This is a genomic window from Flavobacterium sp. AED, from assembly GCF_000812945.1.
In the GTDB taxonomy this organism is placed as follows: Bacteria; Bacteroidota; Bacteroidia; order Flavobacteriales; family Flavobacteriaceae; genus Flavobacterium.
The window spans coordinates 383,778-403,624 of the sequence record NZ_JSYM01000001.1 but is presented as its reverse complement, the minus strand read 5'-3'; the positions used below and the strand labels follow the sequence as shown (position 1 = coordinate 403,624).

Below are 19,847 nucleotides of genomic sequence, written 5' to 3'. Positions count from 1 at the left end.
ACCCATACAAAACATGAAACTAAAAGCTCTAATTTGTTCCGTCGTAAGTGTGTTCTTTTTTTCTAATTGTCAAGAAAAACCAAAAGAAGATTCCATAAAAGCAAATTATTTAGATTTCTCGAAACGGGACGACCAGCTGACTGGCGGCATCAAAATGATTCCGATTAAAACGCCAAAAGGGACTTTTAAAGTTTGGACAAAAACCGTTGGTGAAAATCCCAAAATAAAAGTGTTACTCCTTCACGGTGGCCCTGGATTGACACATGAATTGTATGAATGTTTTGACGGGTATTTCCCTAATGAAAGCATTGAATATATTTATTACGACCAATTGGGTTCGTATTATAGCGACCAGCCCAAAGACAATAGTTTATGGACTAACGAACGCTTTGTAGAGGAAGTCGAGCAAGTGCGTATTGCATTAGGTTTAGACAGTTCCAATTTTTACCTGATGGGACAATCTTGGGGCGGAATCCTGGCGATGGAATATGCGTTGAAATATCAAAAGAACCTAAAAGGCTTGATTATCTCTAATATGATGGCGAGCGCTAAGGAATATAACGCTTACGCAAAAGACGTTCTCGCACCACAGATGGATCCGAAAATCCTAAAGCAATTGCAGGATATCGAAAAGAACAATGATTTTGAAAATCCAAAATACAGCGAATTACTGTTCAAATATTACTACACGGAACACATTTTAAGAAAACCATTGGATCAATGGCCGGAATCCATCAACAGATGTTTCAAACACATCAATCCTGATGTATATGTGTTTATGCAAGGTCACAGTGAATTTGGTATCACCGGAAATGCCTCCTTGAAAAATTGGGATGTCAAAGCCAGACTAAAAACACTTACGGTTCCTACCTTGAGTATTGGTTCTAAATACGACACTATGGATCCCGAACACATGAAATGGATTGCTCACGAAGTTCAAAACGGACGTTTCTTGTTTTGTCCTAACGGAAGCCACCTTTCGCAATACGATGATCCAAAAACCTATTTCCCGGGTGTGATCAAGTTTTTGAAAGATGTGGATAATGGGGAGTTTAAGAAAGGTTAATTAAGTTTTTTTAATTTGTTTTTCATAACAATTCCTAAAGCATAGATTGGTATTATTTTAATTGTATCAAATATCCCAAAGTTTTCTAGTGATGTTCTGATTCCAAAATTTGTTTTTTTCTCCTCCAAAAATTTGTACAAACTTTGCATAGCCCCTTTTGTTCCTGATTTTACTTCAATAGGTATAATAGCTGTCCCATGTTGTATCGTATAATCGACTTCTGCATGGCTATTTTTTGATTCTCGATGCCAATAATACAATGCTGCTATTGCACTTTCTGAACTATTTTTCATCAATTCCAATCCAACAAATAATTCTGCAATAGCTCCTTTATTAATTAATTCAGTATCATCTTCAATAAAAATAGCAGCTAAATCTAACCCTAACATTCTTTGATAAATCCCAGTATCTAAAAGAATAAATTTTCTTTTTTTAGGATTAATTTCAGCCCCAATGGGAATACCATTGCAAGAGGAATGCGTAATTGAATATACTAGTCCTGACATTTGCAATAATTCTAACGCCTCTTTTATTTGAATGTTATTTAAGGTCGCATTCGAATAAGAATATGAAAATTTATTACCCACTTGTTGCACTACTGTTCTAAAAACTTCTTGGATCCTTAAACTAGGTACTTTTTGTTTATATTTTGAAAAATCGGTTTGATAAGATACAATAAGGTCATCAAGTATCTTTTGAACTGCCAGAAAATCATTATTTTCAATATAAGTCGTTACAGCTTCTGGCATACCTCCTATTACCAAAAACTTTTTTAATATTCCTATGGCTTTTTGATGAATAAGTTGTGGTAACGGATGAGAAGGCGATGCATTACTAATACTTTCTAGCAAACTACTTTCCCCTAACGCAATCAAGAATTCTTCAAAACTAAATGGATACATAAAAACGGAACGGATTCGACCTACACCAAAAGAAGGAATTTCTGATAGCGTAAATTCCAAAAGCGAACCAGCTGCAATAACATGGAGGTTTGGCTTTTTTTCATAAAAATAACGCAAAACTCCTATTGCTTTTGGCGAAGCTTGAATTTCATCCAAAAAAAATAAAGTTTCATTTTCTATGATAGGAATATTTTTAATAACAGCAATTTGCTGACAAATTTCATCGGGTGACAAGCTTTTTTCGAACAACTGGGAAAACTCTGGATTTTCATCAAAATTGACTTCAACAAAATGAGTGAATTGCTTACCTAATTCTCTAATAGCTGACGTTTTCCCTATTTGTCTTGCACCTCGTATAAGCAAAGGCTTTCTTTTATCCGTTTTTTTCCAATTAAGCAACTCAATATCAACATTTCTAGAAATATACATAACTTCTCATTTATTTAAAAAATAATATTTTTATAAAAAAACAAGGCAATAATATGTTGTTTTTAATAAAAATACAAGGCAATAATACATCATTTTTAGCAAAAAAACAAGGCAATAATATATGTAATTATAGAAAAATACAAATTTACAGCGATCAGGACTTGCTTAAATGACTTCAAATACAATTAGACTTTAGATTGAAAACCTTAACAGTTCCCACCCATAGCATTAGTTCCAAATTCAACACAATGGATCCGGAACACGTGAAATGGATTGCTTACGAAGTTCAAAACGGACGTCTCTTGTTTTGTCCTAACGGAAGCCACCTTTCGCAATACGATGATCCTAAAACCTATTTCACTGGCGTGATCAAGTTTTTGAAAGATGTGGATAGTGGTACTTTTAAAAAATCTTAAAAATTTTCTTCAATAATAACTCTAACTCCTCAATAGCTGAGGAGTTTTTTTTTGAAAAATATTAAAATAGAAACATATAAAAAACGATTATGTTCTTTCTCACTACCACTAAATCCATGTATTCAATTGTTATTTAACACTTTACCTATTATTTTGTTATTTTTTAATACCTTTATTGTATTAACCCATAAAACCAAACATTATGAATGTGAAAAACTTTTTAGTTTCAGGTATTGTAGGCGGTATAATCAACTTTCTTTTAGGATGGATGCTCTACGGAATCATATTTAAAGACGCATTTCCTTCTAATGGAAATGAAAACATGCTATTCATATTTTTAGGGTGTCTTACTTTTGGATTATTGACAGCCTATATTTTTACAAAATGGGCAGGGATTTCAAATTGGATAACCGGTTTTGGTGCCGGTGCCATAATTGGATTATTTATGGCTTTATATATGGATTTGTTTGCCAATTCAATGAAACCAACAGCTGATATTAATTTTCAGATTATGGCATTGGATATTGTAATCACTATAGTAATGTCCGCCTTTACCGGAGCAGTTATCGCACTGGTGAATGGGAAATTATAATAAATGAAAATTCTTACTAAAAAACTCTTCATTTCATGGGGAGTTTTTTAGTTTTGACAAAAAATTAAAAAAATAATTTAATTTATTATGCGTGCATAGTATTTTTTATTATATTTGAAAACGATATAGTTAGAGATTATGAAAGATAAAACGATAGATTATATATTAAGAGCAACTTGGCAAGCAGTTTCCAGAATGTACAATGAAGAAGCCTCTAAATACGGTGCAACTATGGCTACGGGTTTTGCTCTGCTGAGTATGGATAAGGAAAAAGGCACACCTTCTACTGCCTTAGGTCCAAAAATGGGTATGGAAGCGACAAGTCTTACCAGAACCTTAAAATCAATGGAAGATAAAGGCTTAATTATCAGGAAGAAAAATCCTTATGATGGTCGTGGCGTTTTGATTTACCTAACCGATTTTGGTAAAGAGAAAAGGGAGTTATCAAAAAATACCGTTTTGAAATTCAATGAAACTGTGAGAAACCACATTTCTGAGGAAAAACTGCAACATTTTATTGAAGTGGCAGAAACGATAAACGAATTAATTCAAGATAAAAATATATTTAATCACACGAGCGTCAACGAACTGACGGAGCAAACTGAAAAACCAGAAAATGACATCGCCACGATTCAAAAAAACAATCAATAATTAAAAATAGCGATACCATATTCCTATAAAAAACAAATAATAACTACGTATGAAACGCACAATTAAAAAAGTTGCAGTAATTGGATCCGGAATTATGGGTTCAGGAATTGCTTGCCATTTTGCCAACATTGGAGTTGAAGTTTTACTTTTGGACATTGCTCCAGGAGAACTCACCGAAGCTGAAGCTAAAAAAGGGCTTACTTTAGAAAGCAAAATTGTCAGAAACCGATTGGTGAATGAGCATTTGGCTAATTCTTTAAAATCGAAACCATCCCCTATTTACAATCCAAAATTTGCCAGTAGAATCACTACTGGAAACACAACGGATGACATGGCGAAAATCGCTTCCGTTGATTGGATTATTGAAGTGGTAGTGGAACGTTTAGATATCAAAAAATTAGTTTTTGAACAAATTGAAAAATTCAGAAAACCGGGAACTTTAGTTACTTCAAATACTTCCGGAATTCCTATTCACTTTATGAGCGAAGGAAGAAGTGACGATTTTCAAAAACATTTCTGTGGTACACACTTTTTTAACCCTGCGCGTTATTTAAAATTATTCGAAATCATTCCTGGTCCACAAACTGCAACGGAAGTTTTAGATTTCCTTACTGATTATGGCTCAAAATTCTTAGGCAAAACTTCGGTCGTTGCCAAAGATACTCCAGCATTTATCGGAAATAGAATTGGAATTTACGGGATTCAAAGTTTGTTTCATTTGGTCAAAGAAATGGGGTTGACGATTGAAGAAGTGGATAAATTGACCGGTCCAGTAATTGGAAGACCAAAATCAGCCACTTTCAGAACAGTAGATGTGGTTGGTTTAGATACTTTGGTACATGTTGCCAACGGAATCTATGAAAACTGCCCAAATGATGAGCAACATGATTTGTTCAAATTGCCAGATTTCGTCAACAAAATGATGGAAAATAAATGGTTTGGAAGCAAAACAGGTCAAGGTTTTTACAAAAAAGTAGACAAGGATATTTTGTCTTTGGATTTGGATACCTTAGAATACCGTCCGGCTAAAAGAGCTTCTTTTGCCACTTTAGAATTAACCAAAACGATTGACAAACCAATTGATCGTTTTAAAGTTTTGGTAAAAGGAAAAGACAAAGCGGGAGAATTTTACCGAAAAAGTTTTGCTGGAATGTTTGCTTACGTTTCGAACAGAATACCTGAAATCTCAGATGAATTATACAAAATTGACGATGCTATGAAAGCCGGTTTTGGATGGGAAAATGGTCCTTTCGAAATTTGGGATGCCATTGGTGTCGAAAAAGGAATCGAAATGATGAAAGCGGAAGGTCTTGAACCAGCTGCTTGGGTAAATGAAATGTTGGCTTCTGGAAGTTCTAGTTTTTATTCTATTAAAGAAGGAGCAACTTTTTTCTACAATATCCCTGCAAAATCGCAAACTAAAGTTCCTGGTCAGGATGCATTTATAATTCTGAACAACATTCGCGAAAGCAAAAAAGTGTGGAGTAATAGTGGCGCAATTATACAAGATTTAGGAGACGGAATTTTAAATTTAGAATTCCAGTCTAAAATGAATACGATTGGTGGTGATGTATTGGCCGCTATCAATAAAGCGATTGACTTATCTGAAAAAGAATACCAAGGATTGGTTATTGGAAATCAAGCGGCAAATTTCTCTGTTGGTGCCAATATCGGAATGATTTTCATGATGGCAGTCGAGCAAGAATATGACGAATTGAACATGGCTATTAAAATGTTTCAGGACACGATGATGCGCGTACGTTACTCTGGAATCCCGGTGGTGGTTGCACCACACGGAATGACTTTTGGCGGTGGTTGCGAAATGAGTTTGCATGCGGATAAAGTAGTTGCAGCAGCAGAAACGTATATGGGATTAGTGGAATTTGGAGTTGGTGTAATTCCAGGTGGTGGTGGATCGAAAGAAATGGCATTGCGTGCCTCTGATTTATTCCATAAAAATGATGTTGAATTAAACGTATTGCAAGAATATTTCTTGACTATTGCTATGGCAAAAGTATCTACTTCTGGTTACGAAGCTTTTGATACCGGACTTTTACAACACGGTAAAGACATCATCGTGGTTAACAAAGACCGTCAGATTGCTGAAGCCAAGAAACACGCTTTACTAATGGCCGAAGCCGGTTACACACAACCGATTCGCAGAAGCGATGTAAAAGTTCTTGGAAAACAAGCATTAGGAATGTTCCTTGTTGGAACCGACCAAATGGTTGCCGGAAAATACATTTCGGAACATGACAAAAAAATCGCAAATAAACTAGCTTACGTAATGGCTGGTGGTGATTTATCAGAGCCAACATTAGTAACGGAACAATATTTATTGGATTTAGAACGAGAAGCTTTCTTATCCCTTTGCACCGAAAGAAAAACATTGGAGCGTATCCAATTTATGTTAACTAAAGGAAAACCTCTAAGAAACTAACAAATGAAAACAGCATATATAGTTAAAGCTTATCGTACTGCGGTAGGGAAAGCACCAAAAGGAGTTTTTAGATTTAAAAGACCCGATGAATTGGCAGCAGAAACGATTCAGTTTATGATGAATGAGTTGCCTGATTTCGACAAAAAACGCATTGACGACGTTATGGTAGGAAATGCAATGCCAGAAGCGGAACAAGGACTAAACGTGGGACGATTAATCTCTTTGATGGGATTGAAAATCGAAGACGTTCCTGGTGTAACCGTAAACAGATATTGTGCCTCGGGATTAGAAACAATCGGAATGGCTACAGCCAAAATCCAGTCAGGAATGGCCGACTGTATTATTGCTGGTGGTGCCGAAAGCATGAGTTTTATTCCAATGGGAGGCTACAAACCTACTCCGGATTATGCCGTTGCAAAAGCAGGAAACGAGGACTATTATTGGGGAATGGGACTAACTGCAGAAGCGGTTGCCAAACAATTCAATGTATCTCGTGCTGACCAAGATGAATTTGCGTACCAATCGCATATGAAAGCCTTAAAAGCACAAGCTGAAGGTAAATTTGACAAACAAATTGTTCCAATTACTATAGAACAAACGTTTATCAATGAAAATGGTAAAAAAGAAACTAAATCGTATATCGTAAATAAAGATGAAGGTCCAAGAGCAGGAACTTCTGTAGAAGCATTAGCAGGTTTAAGACCTGTATTTGAAGCTAACGGAAGCGTAACTGCGGGAAATTCATCCCAAATGAGTGATGGAGCCGCTTTTGTTCTAATCATGAGTGAAGAAATGGTAAAAGAATTGAACCTCACTCCTATCGCCCGTTTGGTCAACTTTGCTTCGGCAGGAGTCGAACCAAGAATTATGGGAATTGGACCTGTAAAAGCGATTCCAAAAGCATTGAAACAAGCGGGTTTAACCTTGAATGATATTGATTTAATAGAACTTAACGAAGCTTTTGCATCACAAGCATTGGCAGTAACCAGAGAACTAAATCTAAATCCTGATATCATCAATGTCAATGGTGGAGCGATTGCATTAGGCCACCCACTGGGTTGTACAGGTGCAAAACTTTCTGTTCAACTATTCGACGAAATGAAACGCAGAGGGAGCAAATACGGAATTGTTTCTATGTGTGTAGGGACTGGACAAGGTTCAGCAGGAATTTACGAACTTTTATAGTCAAAGATTCCCCTCCTATTTGTTATTGCAACAAAGGAGGAATCTTTACCAGTATTGCAGAATTAACTATTGAGATTCCTCCTTTGTCGCAATGACTATATCGAGGATTTAGATTATAAAAAAAACATATTAAAAAATAACAAAATGGCAGATACAATTGAAAAAAACGTAACCCGTGGTGGTCAGTTTTTGGTTAAAGAAACAAAGTGCGAAGATGTCTTCACTCCTGAAGATTTTAATGAAGAACAATTAATGATGCGTGACTCTGTAAAAGAGTTTGTAGACAAAGAAATCTGGCCTAATAAAGACCGTTTTGAAAAAAGAGATTTTGCCTTAACGGTAGAAAGTATGCAAAAGGCAGCTGAAATGGGATTTTTGAGTATCGCAGTTCCTGAAGCTTATGGTGGAATGGGGATGGGATTTGTAAATACTGTTTTGGTTTGCGATTATATTTCGGGAGCAACAGGTTCATTTTCTTCTGCTTTTGGAGCACATACCGGAATTGGAACAATGCCAATTACGTTGTATGGTACTGAAGAACAAAAACAAAAATACGTAACAAAATTAGCCTCTGGCGAATGGTTTGGAGCGTACTGTTTGACGGAACCAGGCGCTGGTAGTGATGCCAATTCCGGAAAAACAAAAGCGGTCTTATCTGACGATGGGACGCATTATAAAATCACAGGACAAAAAATGTGGATTACAAATGCAGGTTTTTGTAATGTCTTTATTGTTTTTGCCCGCATAGGAGATGATAAAAATATAACTGGCTTTATCGTAGAAAACGATCCAAGTAATGGTATTTCTATGAACGAAGAAGAACATAAATTAGGAATTCGCTCCTCTTCTACGCGTCAGGTTTTCTTTGCAGATACAAAAGTTCCTGTTGAAAACATGTTATCCGAAAGAGGAAATGGTTTCAAAATAGCCATGAATGCCTTGAATGTAGGTCGAATCAAATTGGCAGCAGCCTGTTTGGATGCCCAACGCAGAGTTATTTCAAACGCAACAAAATACGCTAATGAAAGAATACAATTCAATACCGCTATTTCTCAGTTTGGAGCCATCCGAGCAAAATTAGCCGAAATGGCAACTTCCTGTTATGCCGGAGAAAGTGCTACTTATCGTGCAGCAAAAGATATTGAAGATCGAATTGCGTCTCGTGAAACGGAAGGAGCTACCCATCAAGAAGCAGAATTAAAAGGGATTGAAGAGTACGCCATTGAATGTTCAATTCTAAAAGTGGCTGTTTCTGAAGATATTCAAAATTGTGCAGATGAAGGAATTCAAATCTTCGGTGGTATGGGATTTTCTGAAGATACTCCAATGGAAAGTGCTTGGAGAGATGCCAGAATTGCTCGTATTTACGAAGGAACCAACGAAATCAACAGAATGCTATCTGTAGGAATGTTAATCAAAAAAGCAATGAAAGGTCACGTTGATTTACTTGGACCAGCATCAAAAGTACAAGAAGAATTAATGGGAATTCCTTCTTTTGATACACCTGATTATTCTGAATTATTTGCTGAAGAAAAAGAAATGATTGGTAAATTGAAAAAAGCATTTTTAATGGTTGCAGGTGGAGCAGTTCAAAAATATGGTCCTGATTTAGATGCACACCAACAGTTATTAATGGCTGCTTCAGATATTTTAATCGAAATCTACATGGCAGAAAGCACTATTCTTAGAACTGAAAAATTAGCCAAAAAAGAAGGCGAAGCCAAAGTCCAAGAGCAAATTGCCATGGCTAAATTGTATTTGTATAAAGCAGTAGATACCGTTACTCAAAAAGGTAAAGAAAGTGTAATTTCTTTTGCTGAAGGTGATGAACAACGTATGATGTTAATGGGTTTACGCCGTTTTACAAAATATACGAATATGCCAAATATTGTAGGGTTAAGAGAAATAATCACTACCAAATTAGTGGCAGAAAACGAATATTGTTTCTAACACATAAAAATAGTTTTTAGTTTATTTATTTATTAAAAAACCGCCTTGTTCCTCAAAACAAGACGGTTTTTTTCATTTTCATTATATTGATTTTCTCCTACTTACCTCCCTTTGTTTCTATAGGTCTAATTTCTCCGTTATAGGAAATCGAACTTCGATTGTTAGAATTAATGGTAAGTGTTGTGTTACCTCCAAAAGAAACGGAAAGAAACAATGTGAATATATCAGTCTCTCCCTTAACAACTGTTTCAATTTGATATGCATTTTTCTTTTTTTCAATAGTAAATTCCTGTGGACTTCCTTCAAAATTTAATCCACCATCCCTACCGTAAGCAACACCACTATAAGCTGTACCAAAAAAAGGCATTTCACTCTTAATTTTATTTGGCTCAAATTGTACATAATTAGGATTAGTGGTCAAATCCATAGTCCTGAATCCTTGAGGCAAAGCTGTCCGCCCAATAAAAACAAACGCCTTAGAATCAACCAAAGCAGCTATCTGTTTTTGTTTTTCCATTTTACGTTCTTCCCTTACTTGTTTTTTACTTTTTTCCTGAGCATAAGTTGCTGTAACAAGCAGTGAAATAAAAATTACTAAAATTGCTGTTTTCTTTTTCATAATACCTATTTTTAATAGTAAACGATAATGACTTTATAATTCCGTATCACTTCAATATACTTTCAAAATTTCTAAAATTAAATTTAAAAAAATTGAATTTATTTTTTCTCAAAACGCATCATTGCGATGTCACCCATGATGAAATTCAATGTTTTCCCATCTTCTGAAATGGAATAGGAATCTATTTTCTGAAGTGCAGACATGTAAATATTTTCACCTTCCCCAGGGCAAAACATTCTAGTCATAGCCATTGGGTCTTTAAAACTGATTTTATTGCCTTCAACATTTAATTTCCCTGAATACCGGTTGCAACTGTTGCTTCCTGAAACACTACTTTCTTTCAAGTTAAAAGTGATTGTCGGTTTTGTATTTGGATATAATCCATCAAAAGCTATTCTTGGTCCTGTAACATAATTTAACTCCCAAGTTCCTTCAAGAGAAATCGTATTATTCATTGCTGTTTTAGCTGAATTACAAGATATAAATGCCAAACATAAAACGGTCAGTGTCAAAATATTTTTTTTCATATAAATGTTTTTAATTTTATACTTTAGAATAGAACAAAAATATTGCCAATTTTCAGGTTTTAAAAAAATAGTACAAAAAATAAAGAGTTATAAAAATCGTATCGAATACTCTTAAAATCTAAAAAATTGGAATCTTCATTTTATTATTTTTTAATCTCTATAACTTCCACCTTAATTTCAACAGCATATCCATTTGGAATGATTTTTTTTCCATGTGCATTGGCATATACTTTAGTAAATTCAGCTCCAAAATATAAGATTATAGCCGAATAGTATACCCAAATTAAAATTATTATTATTGAACCTGCAGCACCATAAACAGTTGCTACCGTTGAACTTCCCAAATAAAAACCAATGGCGAATTTGCCAAACATAAAGAAAAAAGAAGTAAAACTAGCACCTATCAAAGCATCTTTCCAAGCGATATTACCATCCGGTAGTGTTTTGAAAATAATAGAGAACAGCATGGTTGTCGTTGCAAATAAAACCAAGATATTAAAAGCATAAAATATATAAACCATTGCATCAGGAAAATAAACGAGTAATCGAGTATTTATAACATCCATTACAGTGTTTACCATCAAACTGACCATCAATAAAAACCCAACTGAAGCAATCATAGAGAATGACATCAGTCTGTTTTTAATGAATTTCATAATTCCTTTATTAGGTTTAGCTTTTAAACCCCAAATAAAATTAATGGAACTTTGTATTTCAGCAAATACACCCGAAGCGCCTATTAGCAGCATAATTCCTCCAAGTATTGTTGCAAATGTTATACTGTCAGACAATTCAATATTCTTAATGGTTTCTTGAATTTGAATCGCAGCTTCGTTGCCAACCATTCCATTAATTTGTCCAAAAAATCTTCCGGTAACTGCATCTCTTCCAAAGAAAAAACTAAAAATAGATAAAATAATAATTAACAATGGTGGTAATGAAAATATAGTGTAATACGATAATGAGGCGCTAAGTTTTATAGCATTATCATCATTAAATTCCTGATACGTTCGTTTTAATAAACTCCAACTAATAATAGCTAATTCTTTGTGCTTCATTTTAAACTAATTTTATATTCTTCTGTAGGAAAAATTTTAGGTTTTTGGTTTTATTTGATTCGAAAGCATCGTTCGTAATCACTTTTGGATCAATTGCTACTGCATTCAAAACTACAAATAAATAGATTAAGAATTTAAAATGAATATTGTATAATTCCTACTAAATTGGAATATAAAAATCTAATTCTATTATCTGCAACCCAAAATTTTCTTACCTTTGAAATAAAACGAGTCATGAAAAAAATATTTCTATCCATTGTCCTAATTGTTGTTGTGATTATAGGTTGTAAAACTAGCAGCGATTCAAGTAATTCAAAAAAATTGAATATTGTTTTTGAACCTAAAAGCAACAGTACCGTTTCCGGAACTGCAACTTTTGAAGAAAAAAATGGTAAAGTAACTTTTGTAGCAAAATTAGCCGGGCTAAAACCGGGTGTTCATGCGATACACATCCATGAGAAATCAGATTGTACTGCCGCTGATGGAAGTTCTGCAGGTGGACACTGGAACCCAACATTCAAAAAACATGGAAAATGGGGCGTTGGCGAATATCACAAAGGTGACATAGGTAATTTTACAGCTGATGAAAAAGGAAATGGGACCATTACATTAACAACTGATGAATGGTGTATAGGTTGTGGAGATGCGACAAAAGATATTTTAGGAAAAGGACTAATAGTTCACCAAGGAACTGATGATTATGTTTCTCAACCCGCCGGTAATGCTGGTGCAAGAGTAGCATGTTCCGCTATTATTAAGTAGTTTTTTAAATCCCAATTGGAAGATAAAGAGCACCACTATTTTAAAAACACAGAAGAATGGCGTGATTGGTTGCATCAAAATCATCATTCTTCAAAAGGGGTGTATCTCATTTTTTATAGGGTAAATAGTGAATTTGAAAGTATGCGATGGGAAGAAGCAGTTCAAGTTGCCATTTGTTTTGGTTGGATTGATTCAACAGTAAGAAAAATGGACGAAGACCGCAGAAAACAAGTGTTTTCTCCCAGAAAAGATAAAAGCGTATGGAGCAAACTCAATAAAACATATATCGAAAAACTCATCGAAAAAAATTTGATGCATGAAAGTGGATTAGCAAAAATTGAAACTGCTAAAAAAAATGGTTCTTGGACTTCATTAGATGCTGTGGAGGATTTGATTATTCCATTAGATTTAGAAATGGCTTTTGACCAAAATAACGTTGCATTCGAAAACTACAAAAATTTTAGCCCTTCGTACAGGAAAAGCTATCTTTATTGGCTCAATCAGGCTAAAAGAGAAGAAACTAGAAATAATAGGATAACCGAAATCATAAATCTTTGTTCTCAAAATAAAAAGTCCAGAGATTAATATTTTCACTAAAATAATTAAAACTTAACCTAAACTTTTCTACACAACCATAAAAAAACATAGCTTTGTAGCTTCAAATTAAAGTAATGATTAACCCTTCGGCATCAGGTTGGATAGATAAATTTTTTATTGAACAAAAATTTTCAAACGAAACTGTTTCTAAAACTACTGATTCATTTTATCAAAAAGTTAGAAATACAGGTTTTATATACGGTCACATCATTACATTTGAGACAGTAAACACTATTGAAACCAAAGGCTGGTTTAAAGAAGAGATTTCTAAAGTTGCTTTATTAAACACATTATACGATGTTTTTTGTTTGACAAAAGAAGAAATCAGTTCTGAAAATTTCATAAAAGAAGCGGTTACTTTTTACAATCAAATGAATCCTCAAGGATTTAATTTATTCAAAAAAATACTTCCTAAAAATTCTCTTTCCTTAACACTGGAAAAAATAATTGATGAACGCGTTCAAACCAATGACACCATCATCAGTAAAAATTTCTCCCATCTTGTTACGAATGCACTTTTGTTTATTGATGTTGTTGCTTTTCGCCAATATTTAATTCATGGAGTAATTCCTGAGAAATACTTGAAGAAAATTGAAGAGACGATTGTTAATCTTGTCACACTGGCTCTAAAAATTAAGTCAAACAAATCTCAATATGATGATCTGTTAATTAAACTTTTTGAAGCTTCTATTCGTTACAGCAAATTTTCGAAAGTTTCTGTTCAAAGTCTGGAAACACTTCAATTGGATTATTTTACAAATGAATTAGAAAAATATTATTTAATCGATATTGCCGGAATGGCGCTGTGGAGTGATGGAATAATTGAAAATAATGAAGCTTATTTTTTACATTCATTAGCTGAAACACTATCTATATCAGATGATTTTGTTAATCAGAGCATAAACAGCACTAATGAATTCATTACTAAACATAAAAAAGAAATTCCCTATTTCAATTACTCGAATCCAGTCAAACACTTTTACGACCAGACCACTCAAAGTGTTGTTACTTTGGTCAGCCGTAATAAAAGTAGATTGCTAAAGGAAATTGTTCAAAGCAAAGAGTTAATGCTTCTGTTAGCCTATTCTACCCGAAGAGATTTGGATGAAAAAGAAAAGAAAAAAGTAAAAAAACAATTACTGGATATTTGTAAAACCATTCCTTCTTTGACCATATTTTTACTACCGGGCGGAAGTTTATTATTACCAATTTTGATAAAATTCATCCCTACCCTATTACCTTCAGCTTTCAATGAAAATCTAGAAGAAATCGAATAAAAAAATCGCCCGAGAGCGATTTTAATTTAAAATTTTAACTGATATACATTATCTAAATCTTTATCTGAACTGATATTGACATTCAAATCCGTAACAAATCCGGAATTTAATCCGTAAGCCCAACCGTGTAATGTTAATTCTTGCCCGTTTTTCCATGCGGATTGTACGATTGATGTTTTAGCCAAATCAAATACTTGTTCCTTTACATTAATTTCTACAAAAGCATTAAAACGTTCATTTTCATCAACAATAGAATCTAAATATTCATGATGTAGTCTATAAACATCTTTTATGTGGCGAATCCAGTTGTCAATAATTCCTATTGATTCATTTCCCATTGCTGCTTTCACTCCTCCACAACCATAATGACCACATACAAGTACATGTTTTACTTTCAAAACATTGACTGCATAATCCAAAACACTAAGCATATTCATATCAGAATGTACTACCATATTGGCAATATTTCTATGTACAAATACTTCCCCCGGTTTTGCACCAACAATTTCATTAGCTGGAACTCTGCTATCCGAACAACCAATCCACAATAAAGGTGGTGTTTGTCCTTTGGCTAAATCCGCAAAATAATTAGGATCGCTAGCTAGAGAAGTTTCTACCCATTGTTTATTGTTTTCTAATATTTTTTTATAAAAATCGCTCATAAAGAATTACTGTCTTAGTTCATTCAAATGTAAAATAAAATTAATAGTTTTATTTGCTAAAAAAAAATCATTGCCATTTTTATTGATTATTTCACATAAACTCCAGTATTGTTACAATTCTTCTTCTAACCAAGCTTGCATCATCCAGATGGTTTTTTCTTGTTCAGCAATAAAATCACTCATCATAGAATTCGTTCCTTCATCATTAATTTCAGAAGACTTAATTAGAATTTCTCTTTCTATTTTTAGCAAATAAGACAATGAGTTTACAATTAAATGAATCGCTTTCTCATCAATAGAAATATTTTTTCCAATAGTTAATTGATTGTTTTTAATATAATCCTCAAAAGTATGAAGCGGCGTTCCTCCTAATGTAAGAACACGTTCAGCAATCATATCAATTTTCAATTGGGAGTCGTTGTATAATTCTTCAAATTTTATATGCAAGTCAAAGAAACGCTTGCCACGGATATTCCAGTGAATTCCTCTTAAATTTTGATAATAAACTTGAAAATTAGAAAGTAATATATTTAATTCAGTTACAATTAATTCTGATTCTTTAACGGGCAATCCTAAAATATTTGTTTTCATAATTTTTATTTTAAACAAATTTAGACAAGAAAACAACGCTTTGTACTATAAGTTAAATTGATTGTTTTTATATTTGCATCAGATATTACTATAAAAAATGACAATCACTCAACTAAAATATGTTTTGGCTGTAGCCGAACATAAAAACTTCACTCTTGCTGCTGAAAAATGTTTTGTAACTCAACCTACCTTGAGTATGCAAATTCAGAAAATAGAGGAAGAATTAAGTATTCAAATATTTGACAGAACAAAAAAGCCTATCCAGCTTACAGATATTGGACAAAAAATTGTAAATCAGGCTAAAAACATTGTTAATGAAGCTGATAGAATTCAAGATATTGTAGAGCAACAAAAGGGATTTATTGGAGGTGAGTTCAGATTAGGAATAATCCCTACAATTATGCCAACATTATTACCGATGTTTTTGAATAATTTTATCAAAAAATATCCAAAGGTAAAACTCATAATAGAAGAGTTAAACACCGAAGAAATTATCACAAAACTCAATAACGGTCATCTCGATGCAGCGATTGCGGCAACGCCTTTAATGGAAGAAAAAATCAAAGAAATTGTTTTATACTTTGAACCTTTTGTCGCTTACATCCCGGAAAGTCATCATAATTTTCAAAAAGAAGAAATTGAAGTCTCTGATCTAAACTTAGATGAAATCCTATTATTACAAGATGGACACTGTTTTCGTGATGGAATATTAAACTTGTGTAAAAATTCAGGAGGGAGAAATGAAATCAATCATTTTCAGATAGAAAGCGGAAGTTTTGAGACTTTAATAAAATTGGCCGATGAAGGTTTGGGAACAACATTACTGCCTTATTTGCACACATTAGATTTGAAGGAATCAGACAAAAAAAAACTACGCCAATTTAAGGAACCTAAACCAGCAAGAGAAGTTAGTTTGATTTTCCCTAAAAGCGAATTAAAAATTCAGATAATTGATGCACTAAGAAGCACAATTGCTGGTGTTATAAAAGGTGCAATTGTTTTTCAAAATGTACAAATTATAAGTCCACTTCAAAAAAAATAAAAAAAGGAACCAATTTAGGTTCCTTTTTTTTTATGAATTAACGATAAGCAAACATTGTTTTAATTCTGGTCTTCCAATTGTAAAACTTAGTAACCATTCTCGCAATTGCTCCATTTCGTATGGTAATAACGTTTTAATTGCTTTCTCTAATTCTTTGCAAAAAAGCATCGGGTCAAAACTTACTCTTTCAAGCACTGATTTTGTGTAATCGAACATAATTTTCGACATAATAAATTAAGATTTGGGTTATCAATTTTTATTAACTATTGTAAAAGTACATTTTTAAAATACACAACATAACAAATTAACGTTCTTTTTTATATTTTATTTTATTTAAAAGAAAGTATATTTTTAAGCACAAAATTTAAATTTTTCTATTTCTTTCTAGCACGAAACATTTCTCTTTTGCCAGGAGGCCCCGCTAATTTCTCCACTGTAAAACCTACTTCTATCATACTCCTTTTAACAACTCCTCGCGCAGCATAAGTAACCAATACACTATTGGGCTTAAGTGCATTATACATTTTTTCAAAAATGGCTGTACTCCATAACTCAGGTTGAACACGATAACCAAAAGCATCAAAATAGATCAAGTCAAATTTTTCAAAATCATCTATTTCTTCAAAAAATTGTTTCCTTTTAGTTAAAGTGAAATCATCCCTTAATACAATCTTTTCTTCCCAATTACTTTCATGCATTTTTTTAAATACAGGACTTTCATTACTGGCATTCAGTTCATCAACATAATTCATCGATACCACTTCCTCTGCTGATATTGGATAGGCCTCCACTCCTACATAATCAATCGATTGATTCATTTTGGATGCTTCCAAAAAAGTAATAAATGCATTCAAACCTGTTCCAAAACCAATTTCTAAAATTGAAATTTGCTTGTTTTGAAATAAAGACAACCCATTTTTGATAAAAACATGCTGCGCCTCCTGAATTGCTCCGTGTTTAGAATGATAGCATTCATCCCATTCCTGTAAATGAATCGTTGTAGAACCGTCGAGTGTTTGGATTATTTCTCTTTTCAAAATTATAATTTGAGGTTATTCTTTGTTTTATAGTTGTGGCAGATGGTCAAATTTAATCAAAACTAAAATGTAATAGTCTCAAAAAATCTATATTTTTTATAAATTTCATATAAATTGGCTCTATTTATTTCCATTTTTTAAAATATAAATAAATCACAGTTAAATGCTATAATTAATGGAATAATCATAAGTATTTCAGTGATTTTTATTTAATTTTGCAAATATTAAACTTCGTTTTATAAAAAACCAACGATTTTAATACTCTAGCATATCACTTATAAAAAATAAAAATAAACAATACCTTATTATGAGTACAACTCAAACTAGCAAAATTGAAATAATTAAAGCTCCTACTTCAAAGATAAATGAAGTAGATTTTGAAAACTTAAGCTTTGGTTCTGTTTTTACAGATCATTTATTCGAATGTGATTTTAAAAATGGTGAATGGCAAAAACCGGTCATTAAACCTTACGCACCTTTTTTGTTAGATCCATCTACAAGAGTTTTTCATTATGGCCAAGCTATTTTTGAAGGAATGAAAGCGTACAAAGATGACAATAATGACATTTGGCTTTTTAGACCTGATGAAAACTATAAGCGTTTCAATACTTCAGCAGTAAGAATGGCTATGCCAGAAGTTCCTGAAGAAGTGTTTATGAATGGTTTAAATCAATTGTTACAATTAGATGAAGCGTGGGTAAAAAAAGGAAAAGGAAATTCCATGTACATTAGACCGTTTATGATTGCTACAGGTACTGGAGTAATTGCAAATCCGTCAGATGATTATAAATTCATGATTATTTTATCTCCTGTATCAGCTTATTATTCTGGTGATGTAAAAGTACTTATTGCAGAGCATTTTAGTAGAGCTGCAAATGGTGGAATTGGAGCTGCAAAAGCGGCTGGAAATTATGCTGCACAATTTTATCCAACTAACTTAGCTAATAAGGAAGGATTCCAACAAGTAATTTGGACTGATGATGCAACGCATACCAAATTAGAAGAAGCGGGTACAATGAATGTGTTTTTCAGAATCAATGACACTTTATTGACTGCTCCAGTTAGCGAAAGAATTCTTGATGGTGTAACTAGAAAAACCTTGATTGATTTAGCTAAAAGCGAAGGTATAAATGTAGACGTTCGTCCAGTTATAGTTTCTGAACTTGTTGAAGCTTCTAAAAACGGAACGTTAAAAGAAATTTTTGGAGCTGGAACAGCTGCAGTAGTTAGCCCTATTTCTGGATTCTCTTATCAAGACGTTTATTACGAATTACCAAAACTTGAAAATCCAGTAGCATTACAACTAAAAGATAAATTGACTAATATTCAAAATAAATTGGCTGAAGATACTTTTGGATGGACTGTTAAAGTGTAATTTTCAGATTTCAGATTACATATATAAAAAAGCGATTTTCATATTGAAAATCGCTTTTTTTATTTTTATTTTTTTACTGCAAACTGAAATCTGCTATTTTTCCTCAAGTATTTTCGAAAAATCCGGTTTGAAATAATTAGGTCCTTTCATTACTTTTCCATCTTCACGATAAATAGGTTTTCCATCTTCACCCAACTTACTCATATTACTGCGTTGAATTTCGTCGAAAACTGCTTCAATTTTATGTTGTAAACCATGTTCTATAATAGTTCCACATAAAATATACATCATATCACCAAGCGCATCTGCAATTTCTATTAAATCATTGTTTTGAACTGCTTCCAGATATTCTTCATTTTCTTCTTTCATTAAATTATACCGAAGTGTGTGTTTATTTTCGCCTAAATCAGCTGTTGGAATTTCTTTGTGACCTATTTTAAATGCAGTATGAAATTCTTTAACGGAGTCTATTTGTTTTTGCATCTTTTTATTTTATTAAATGAAATGGCAAATTAGCAACTATTTCTAAACTATTAACTAAATTTGCCCGAAATAATTTAAACTATGTTTAGTCAGGGACAATTAATATTTGCAGGCTGTTTTTTTGTTGCTTTTGTTATTGCAGCAATTTATTCCTACCGAAAAGATTTAGGAATACATAAAGAATAT

21 protein-coding genes are annotated in these 19,847 nt (G+C 33.1%); 12 read left to right on the top strand and 9 right to left on the bottom strand.

The annotated features are described in order from the left end of the window. Positions 1-13 precede the first annotated feature (13 nt). Entirely contained in the window at positions 14-1,066 is a 1,053-nt protein-coding gene (locus OA85_RS01850) for a proline iminopeptidase-family hydrolase (RefSeq protein WP_039107782.1), read from the top strand. Here OA85_RS01850 and OA85_RS01845 read toward each other — a convergent pair. Further along, positions 1,063-2,397: an ATP-binding protein gene (locus OA85_RS01845; RefSeq protein ID WP_039107780.1), complete on the bottom strand. Its 1,335-nt coding sequence runs from the start codon at positions 2,395-2,397 to the stop codon at positions 1,063-1,065. The two genes, OA85_RS01850 and OA85_RS01845, sit on opposite strands and share 4 nt — an antisense overlap. A gap of 248 nt (positions 2,398-2,645) precedes the next feature. Here OA85_RS01845 and OA85_RS17305 point away from each other — a divergent pair, with 248 nt between their 5' ends. The 6 genes from OA85_RS17305 (at position 2,646) to OA85_RS01820 (ending at position 9,631) form a co-directional block, all read left to right on the top strand. Then, a complete protein-coding gene (locus tag OA85_RS17305; RefSeq protein WP_197056045.1) occupies positions 2,646-2,813 on the top strand; it encodes a hypothetical protein in 168 nt (55 codons plus the stop codon). A 202-nt stretch (positions 2,814-3,015) separates the two neighbouring features. Continuing rightward, complete coding sequence (locus tag OA85_RS01840; RefSeq protein ID WP_039107778.1) at positions 3,016-3,405, top strand: hypothetical protein; 390 nt, start codon at positions 3,016-3,018, stop codon at positions 3,403-3,405. 138 nt (positions 3,406-3,543) lie between these two features. Further along, a complete protein-coding gene (locus OA85_RS01835) occupies positions 3,544-4,056 on the top strand; it encodes a MarR family winged helix-turn-helix transcriptional regulator (RefSeq protein WP_039107776.1) in 513 nt (170 codons plus the stop codon). Positions 4,057-4,105: 49 nt separating this feature from the next. Beyond that, positions 4,106-6,496 (top strand): 3-hydroxyacyl-CoA dehydrogenase/enoyl-CoA hydratase family protein, encoded by a 2,391-nt coding sequence (locus OA85_RS01830; protein ID WP_039107774.1) that lies wholly within the window; start codon positions 4,106-4,108, stop codon positions 6,494-6,496. Positions 6,497-6,499: 3 nt separating this feature from the next. Continuing rightward, positions 6,500-7,681 (top strand): acetyl-CoA C-acyltransferase, encoded by a 1,182-nt coding sequence (locus tag OA85_RS01825; RefSeq protein ID WP_039107772.1) that lies wholly within the window; start codon positions 6,500-6,502, stop codon positions 7,679-7,681. Positions 7,682-7,825: 144 nt separating this feature from the next. Beyond that, entirely contained in the window at positions 7,826-9,631 is a 1,806-nt protein-coding gene (locus tag OA85_RS01820; protein WP_039107770.1) for an acyl-CoA dehydrogenase family protein, read from the top strand. A 97-nt stretch (positions 9,632-9,728) separates the two neighbouring features. Here the strand turns inward: OA85_RS01820 and OA85_RS01815 are convergent, their stop codons facing one another. From OA85_RS01815 to OA85_RS01805, 3 genes are all read right to left on the bottom strand, one after another. Beyond that, on the bottom strand, positions 9,729-10,250 hold the full coding sequence (locus OA85_RS01815; RefSeq protein WP_039107767.1) for a DUF4251 domain-containing protein: 522 nt from the start codon (positions 10,248-10,250) through the stop codon (positions 9,729-9,731). A 98-nt stretch (positions 10,251-10,348) separates the two neighbouring features. Then, a complete protein-coding gene (locus OA85_RS01810) occupies positions 10,349-10,777 on the bottom strand; it encodes an META domain-containing protein (RefSeq protein ID WP_039107765.1) in 429 nt (142 codons plus the stop codon). A gap of 143 nt (positions 10,778-10,920) precedes the next feature. Then, complete coding sequence (locus OA85_RS01805; RefSeq protein WP_039107764.1) at positions 10,921-11,835, bottom strand: YihY/virulence factor BrkB family protein; 915 nt, start codon at positions 11,833-11,835, stop codon at positions 10,921-10,923. Between the two features lie 234 nt (positions 11,836-12,069). Here OA85_RS01805 and OA85_RS01800 point away from each other — a divergent pair, with 234 nt between their 5' ends. The 3 genes from OA85_RS01800 to OA85_RS01790 all read left to right on the top strand — a co-directional run bounded on the left by OA85_RS01800 (position 12,070) and on the right by OA85_RS01790 (position 14,471). Further along, on the top strand, positions 12,070-12,597 hold the full coding sequence (locus OA85_RS01800; RefSeq protein WP_039107763.1) for a superoxide dismutase family protein: 528 nt from the start codon (positions 12,070-12,072) through the stop codon (positions 12,595-12,597). 15 nt (positions 12,598-12,612) lie between these two features. Beyond that, positions 12,613-13,182, top strand: coding sequence for a YdeI family protein (locus OA85_RS01795; protein ID WP_039107761.1), 570 nt, complete (start codon positions 12,613-12,615; stop codon positions 13,180-13,182). A gap of 86 nt (positions 13,183-13,268) precedes the next feature. Next, the gene (locus tag OA85_RS01790; RefSeq protein WP_039107760.1) at positions 13,269-14,471 is read left to right on the top strand and encodes an LETM1-related biofilm-associated protein; all 1,203 of its coding nucleotides are present in this window, start codon (positions 13,269-13,271) and stop codon (positions 14,469-14,471) included. A gap of 26 nt (positions 14,472-14,497) precedes the next feature. Here the strand turns inward: OA85_RS01790 and can are convergent, their stop codons facing one another. Next, positions 14,498-15,133 carry a carbonate dehydratase gene (can, locus tag OA85_RS01785; protein ID WP_039107757.1) on the bottom strand — a complete coding sequence of 212 codons (636 nt, stop codon included), beginning with the start codon at positions 15,131-15,133 and terminating at the stop codon, positions 14,498-14,500. A 111-nt stretch (positions 15,134-15,244) separates the two neighbouring features. Next, positions 15,245-15,724, bottom strand: a complete 480-nt coding sequence (locus OA85_RS01780) for a Dps family protein (RefSeq protein WP_039107755.1) — start codon at positions 15,722-15,724, stop codon at positions 15,245-15,247. A 97-nt stretch (positions 15,725-15,821) separates the two neighbouring features. On the opposite strand from OA85_RS01780, the gene OA85_RS01775 reads away from it, so the two are divergent. Further along, a complete protein-coding gene (locus OA85_RS01775; RefSeq protein ID WP_039107753.1) occupies positions 15,822-16,766 on the top strand; it encodes a LysR substrate-binding domain-containing protein in 945 nt (314 codons plus the stop codon). Between the two features lie 30 nt (positions 16,767-16,796). On the opposite strand, the gene OA85_RS01770 is transcribed toward OA85_RS01775, so the two are convergent. Together OA85_RS01770 and mnmD are read right to left on the bottom strand one after the other, a co-directional pair. Next, positions 16,797-16,994, bottom strand: coding sequence for a hypothetical protein (locus OA85_RS01770; RefSeq protein WP_039107752.1), 198 nt, complete (start codon positions 16,992-16,994; stop codon positions 16,797-16,799). 146 nt (positions 16,995-17,140) lie between these two features. Next, complete coding sequence (mnmD, locus tag OA85_RS01765) at positions 17,141-17,803, bottom strand: tRNA (5-methylaminomethyl-2-thiouridine)(34)-methyltransferase MnmD (protein ID WP_039107751.1); 663 nt, start codon at positions 17,801-17,803, stop codon at positions 17,141-17,143. Positions 17,804-18,110: 307 nt separating this feature from the next. Here mnmD and OA85_RS01760 point away from each other — a divergent pair, with 307 nt between their 5' ends. Then, positions 18,111-19,178 (top strand): branched-chain amino acid aminotransferase, encoded by a 1,068-nt coding sequence (locus tag OA85_RS01760; RefSeq protein WP_039107750.1) that lies wholly within the window; start codon positions 18,111-18,113, stop codon positions 19,176-19,178. Between the two features lie 93 nt (positions 19,179-19,271). Here OA85_RS01760 and OA85_RS01755 read toward each other — a convergent pair whose 3' ends face one another. Continuing rightward, positions 19,272-19,661 carry a nucleoside triphosphate pyrophosphohydrolase family protein gene (locus tag OA85_RS01755; RefSeq protein ID WP_039107748.1) on the bottom strand — a complete coding sequence of 130 codons (390 nt, stop codon included), beginning with the start codon at positions 19,659-19,661 and terminating at the stop codon, positions 19,272-19,274. Between the last annotated feature and the right edge of the window lie 186 nt (positions 19,662-19,847).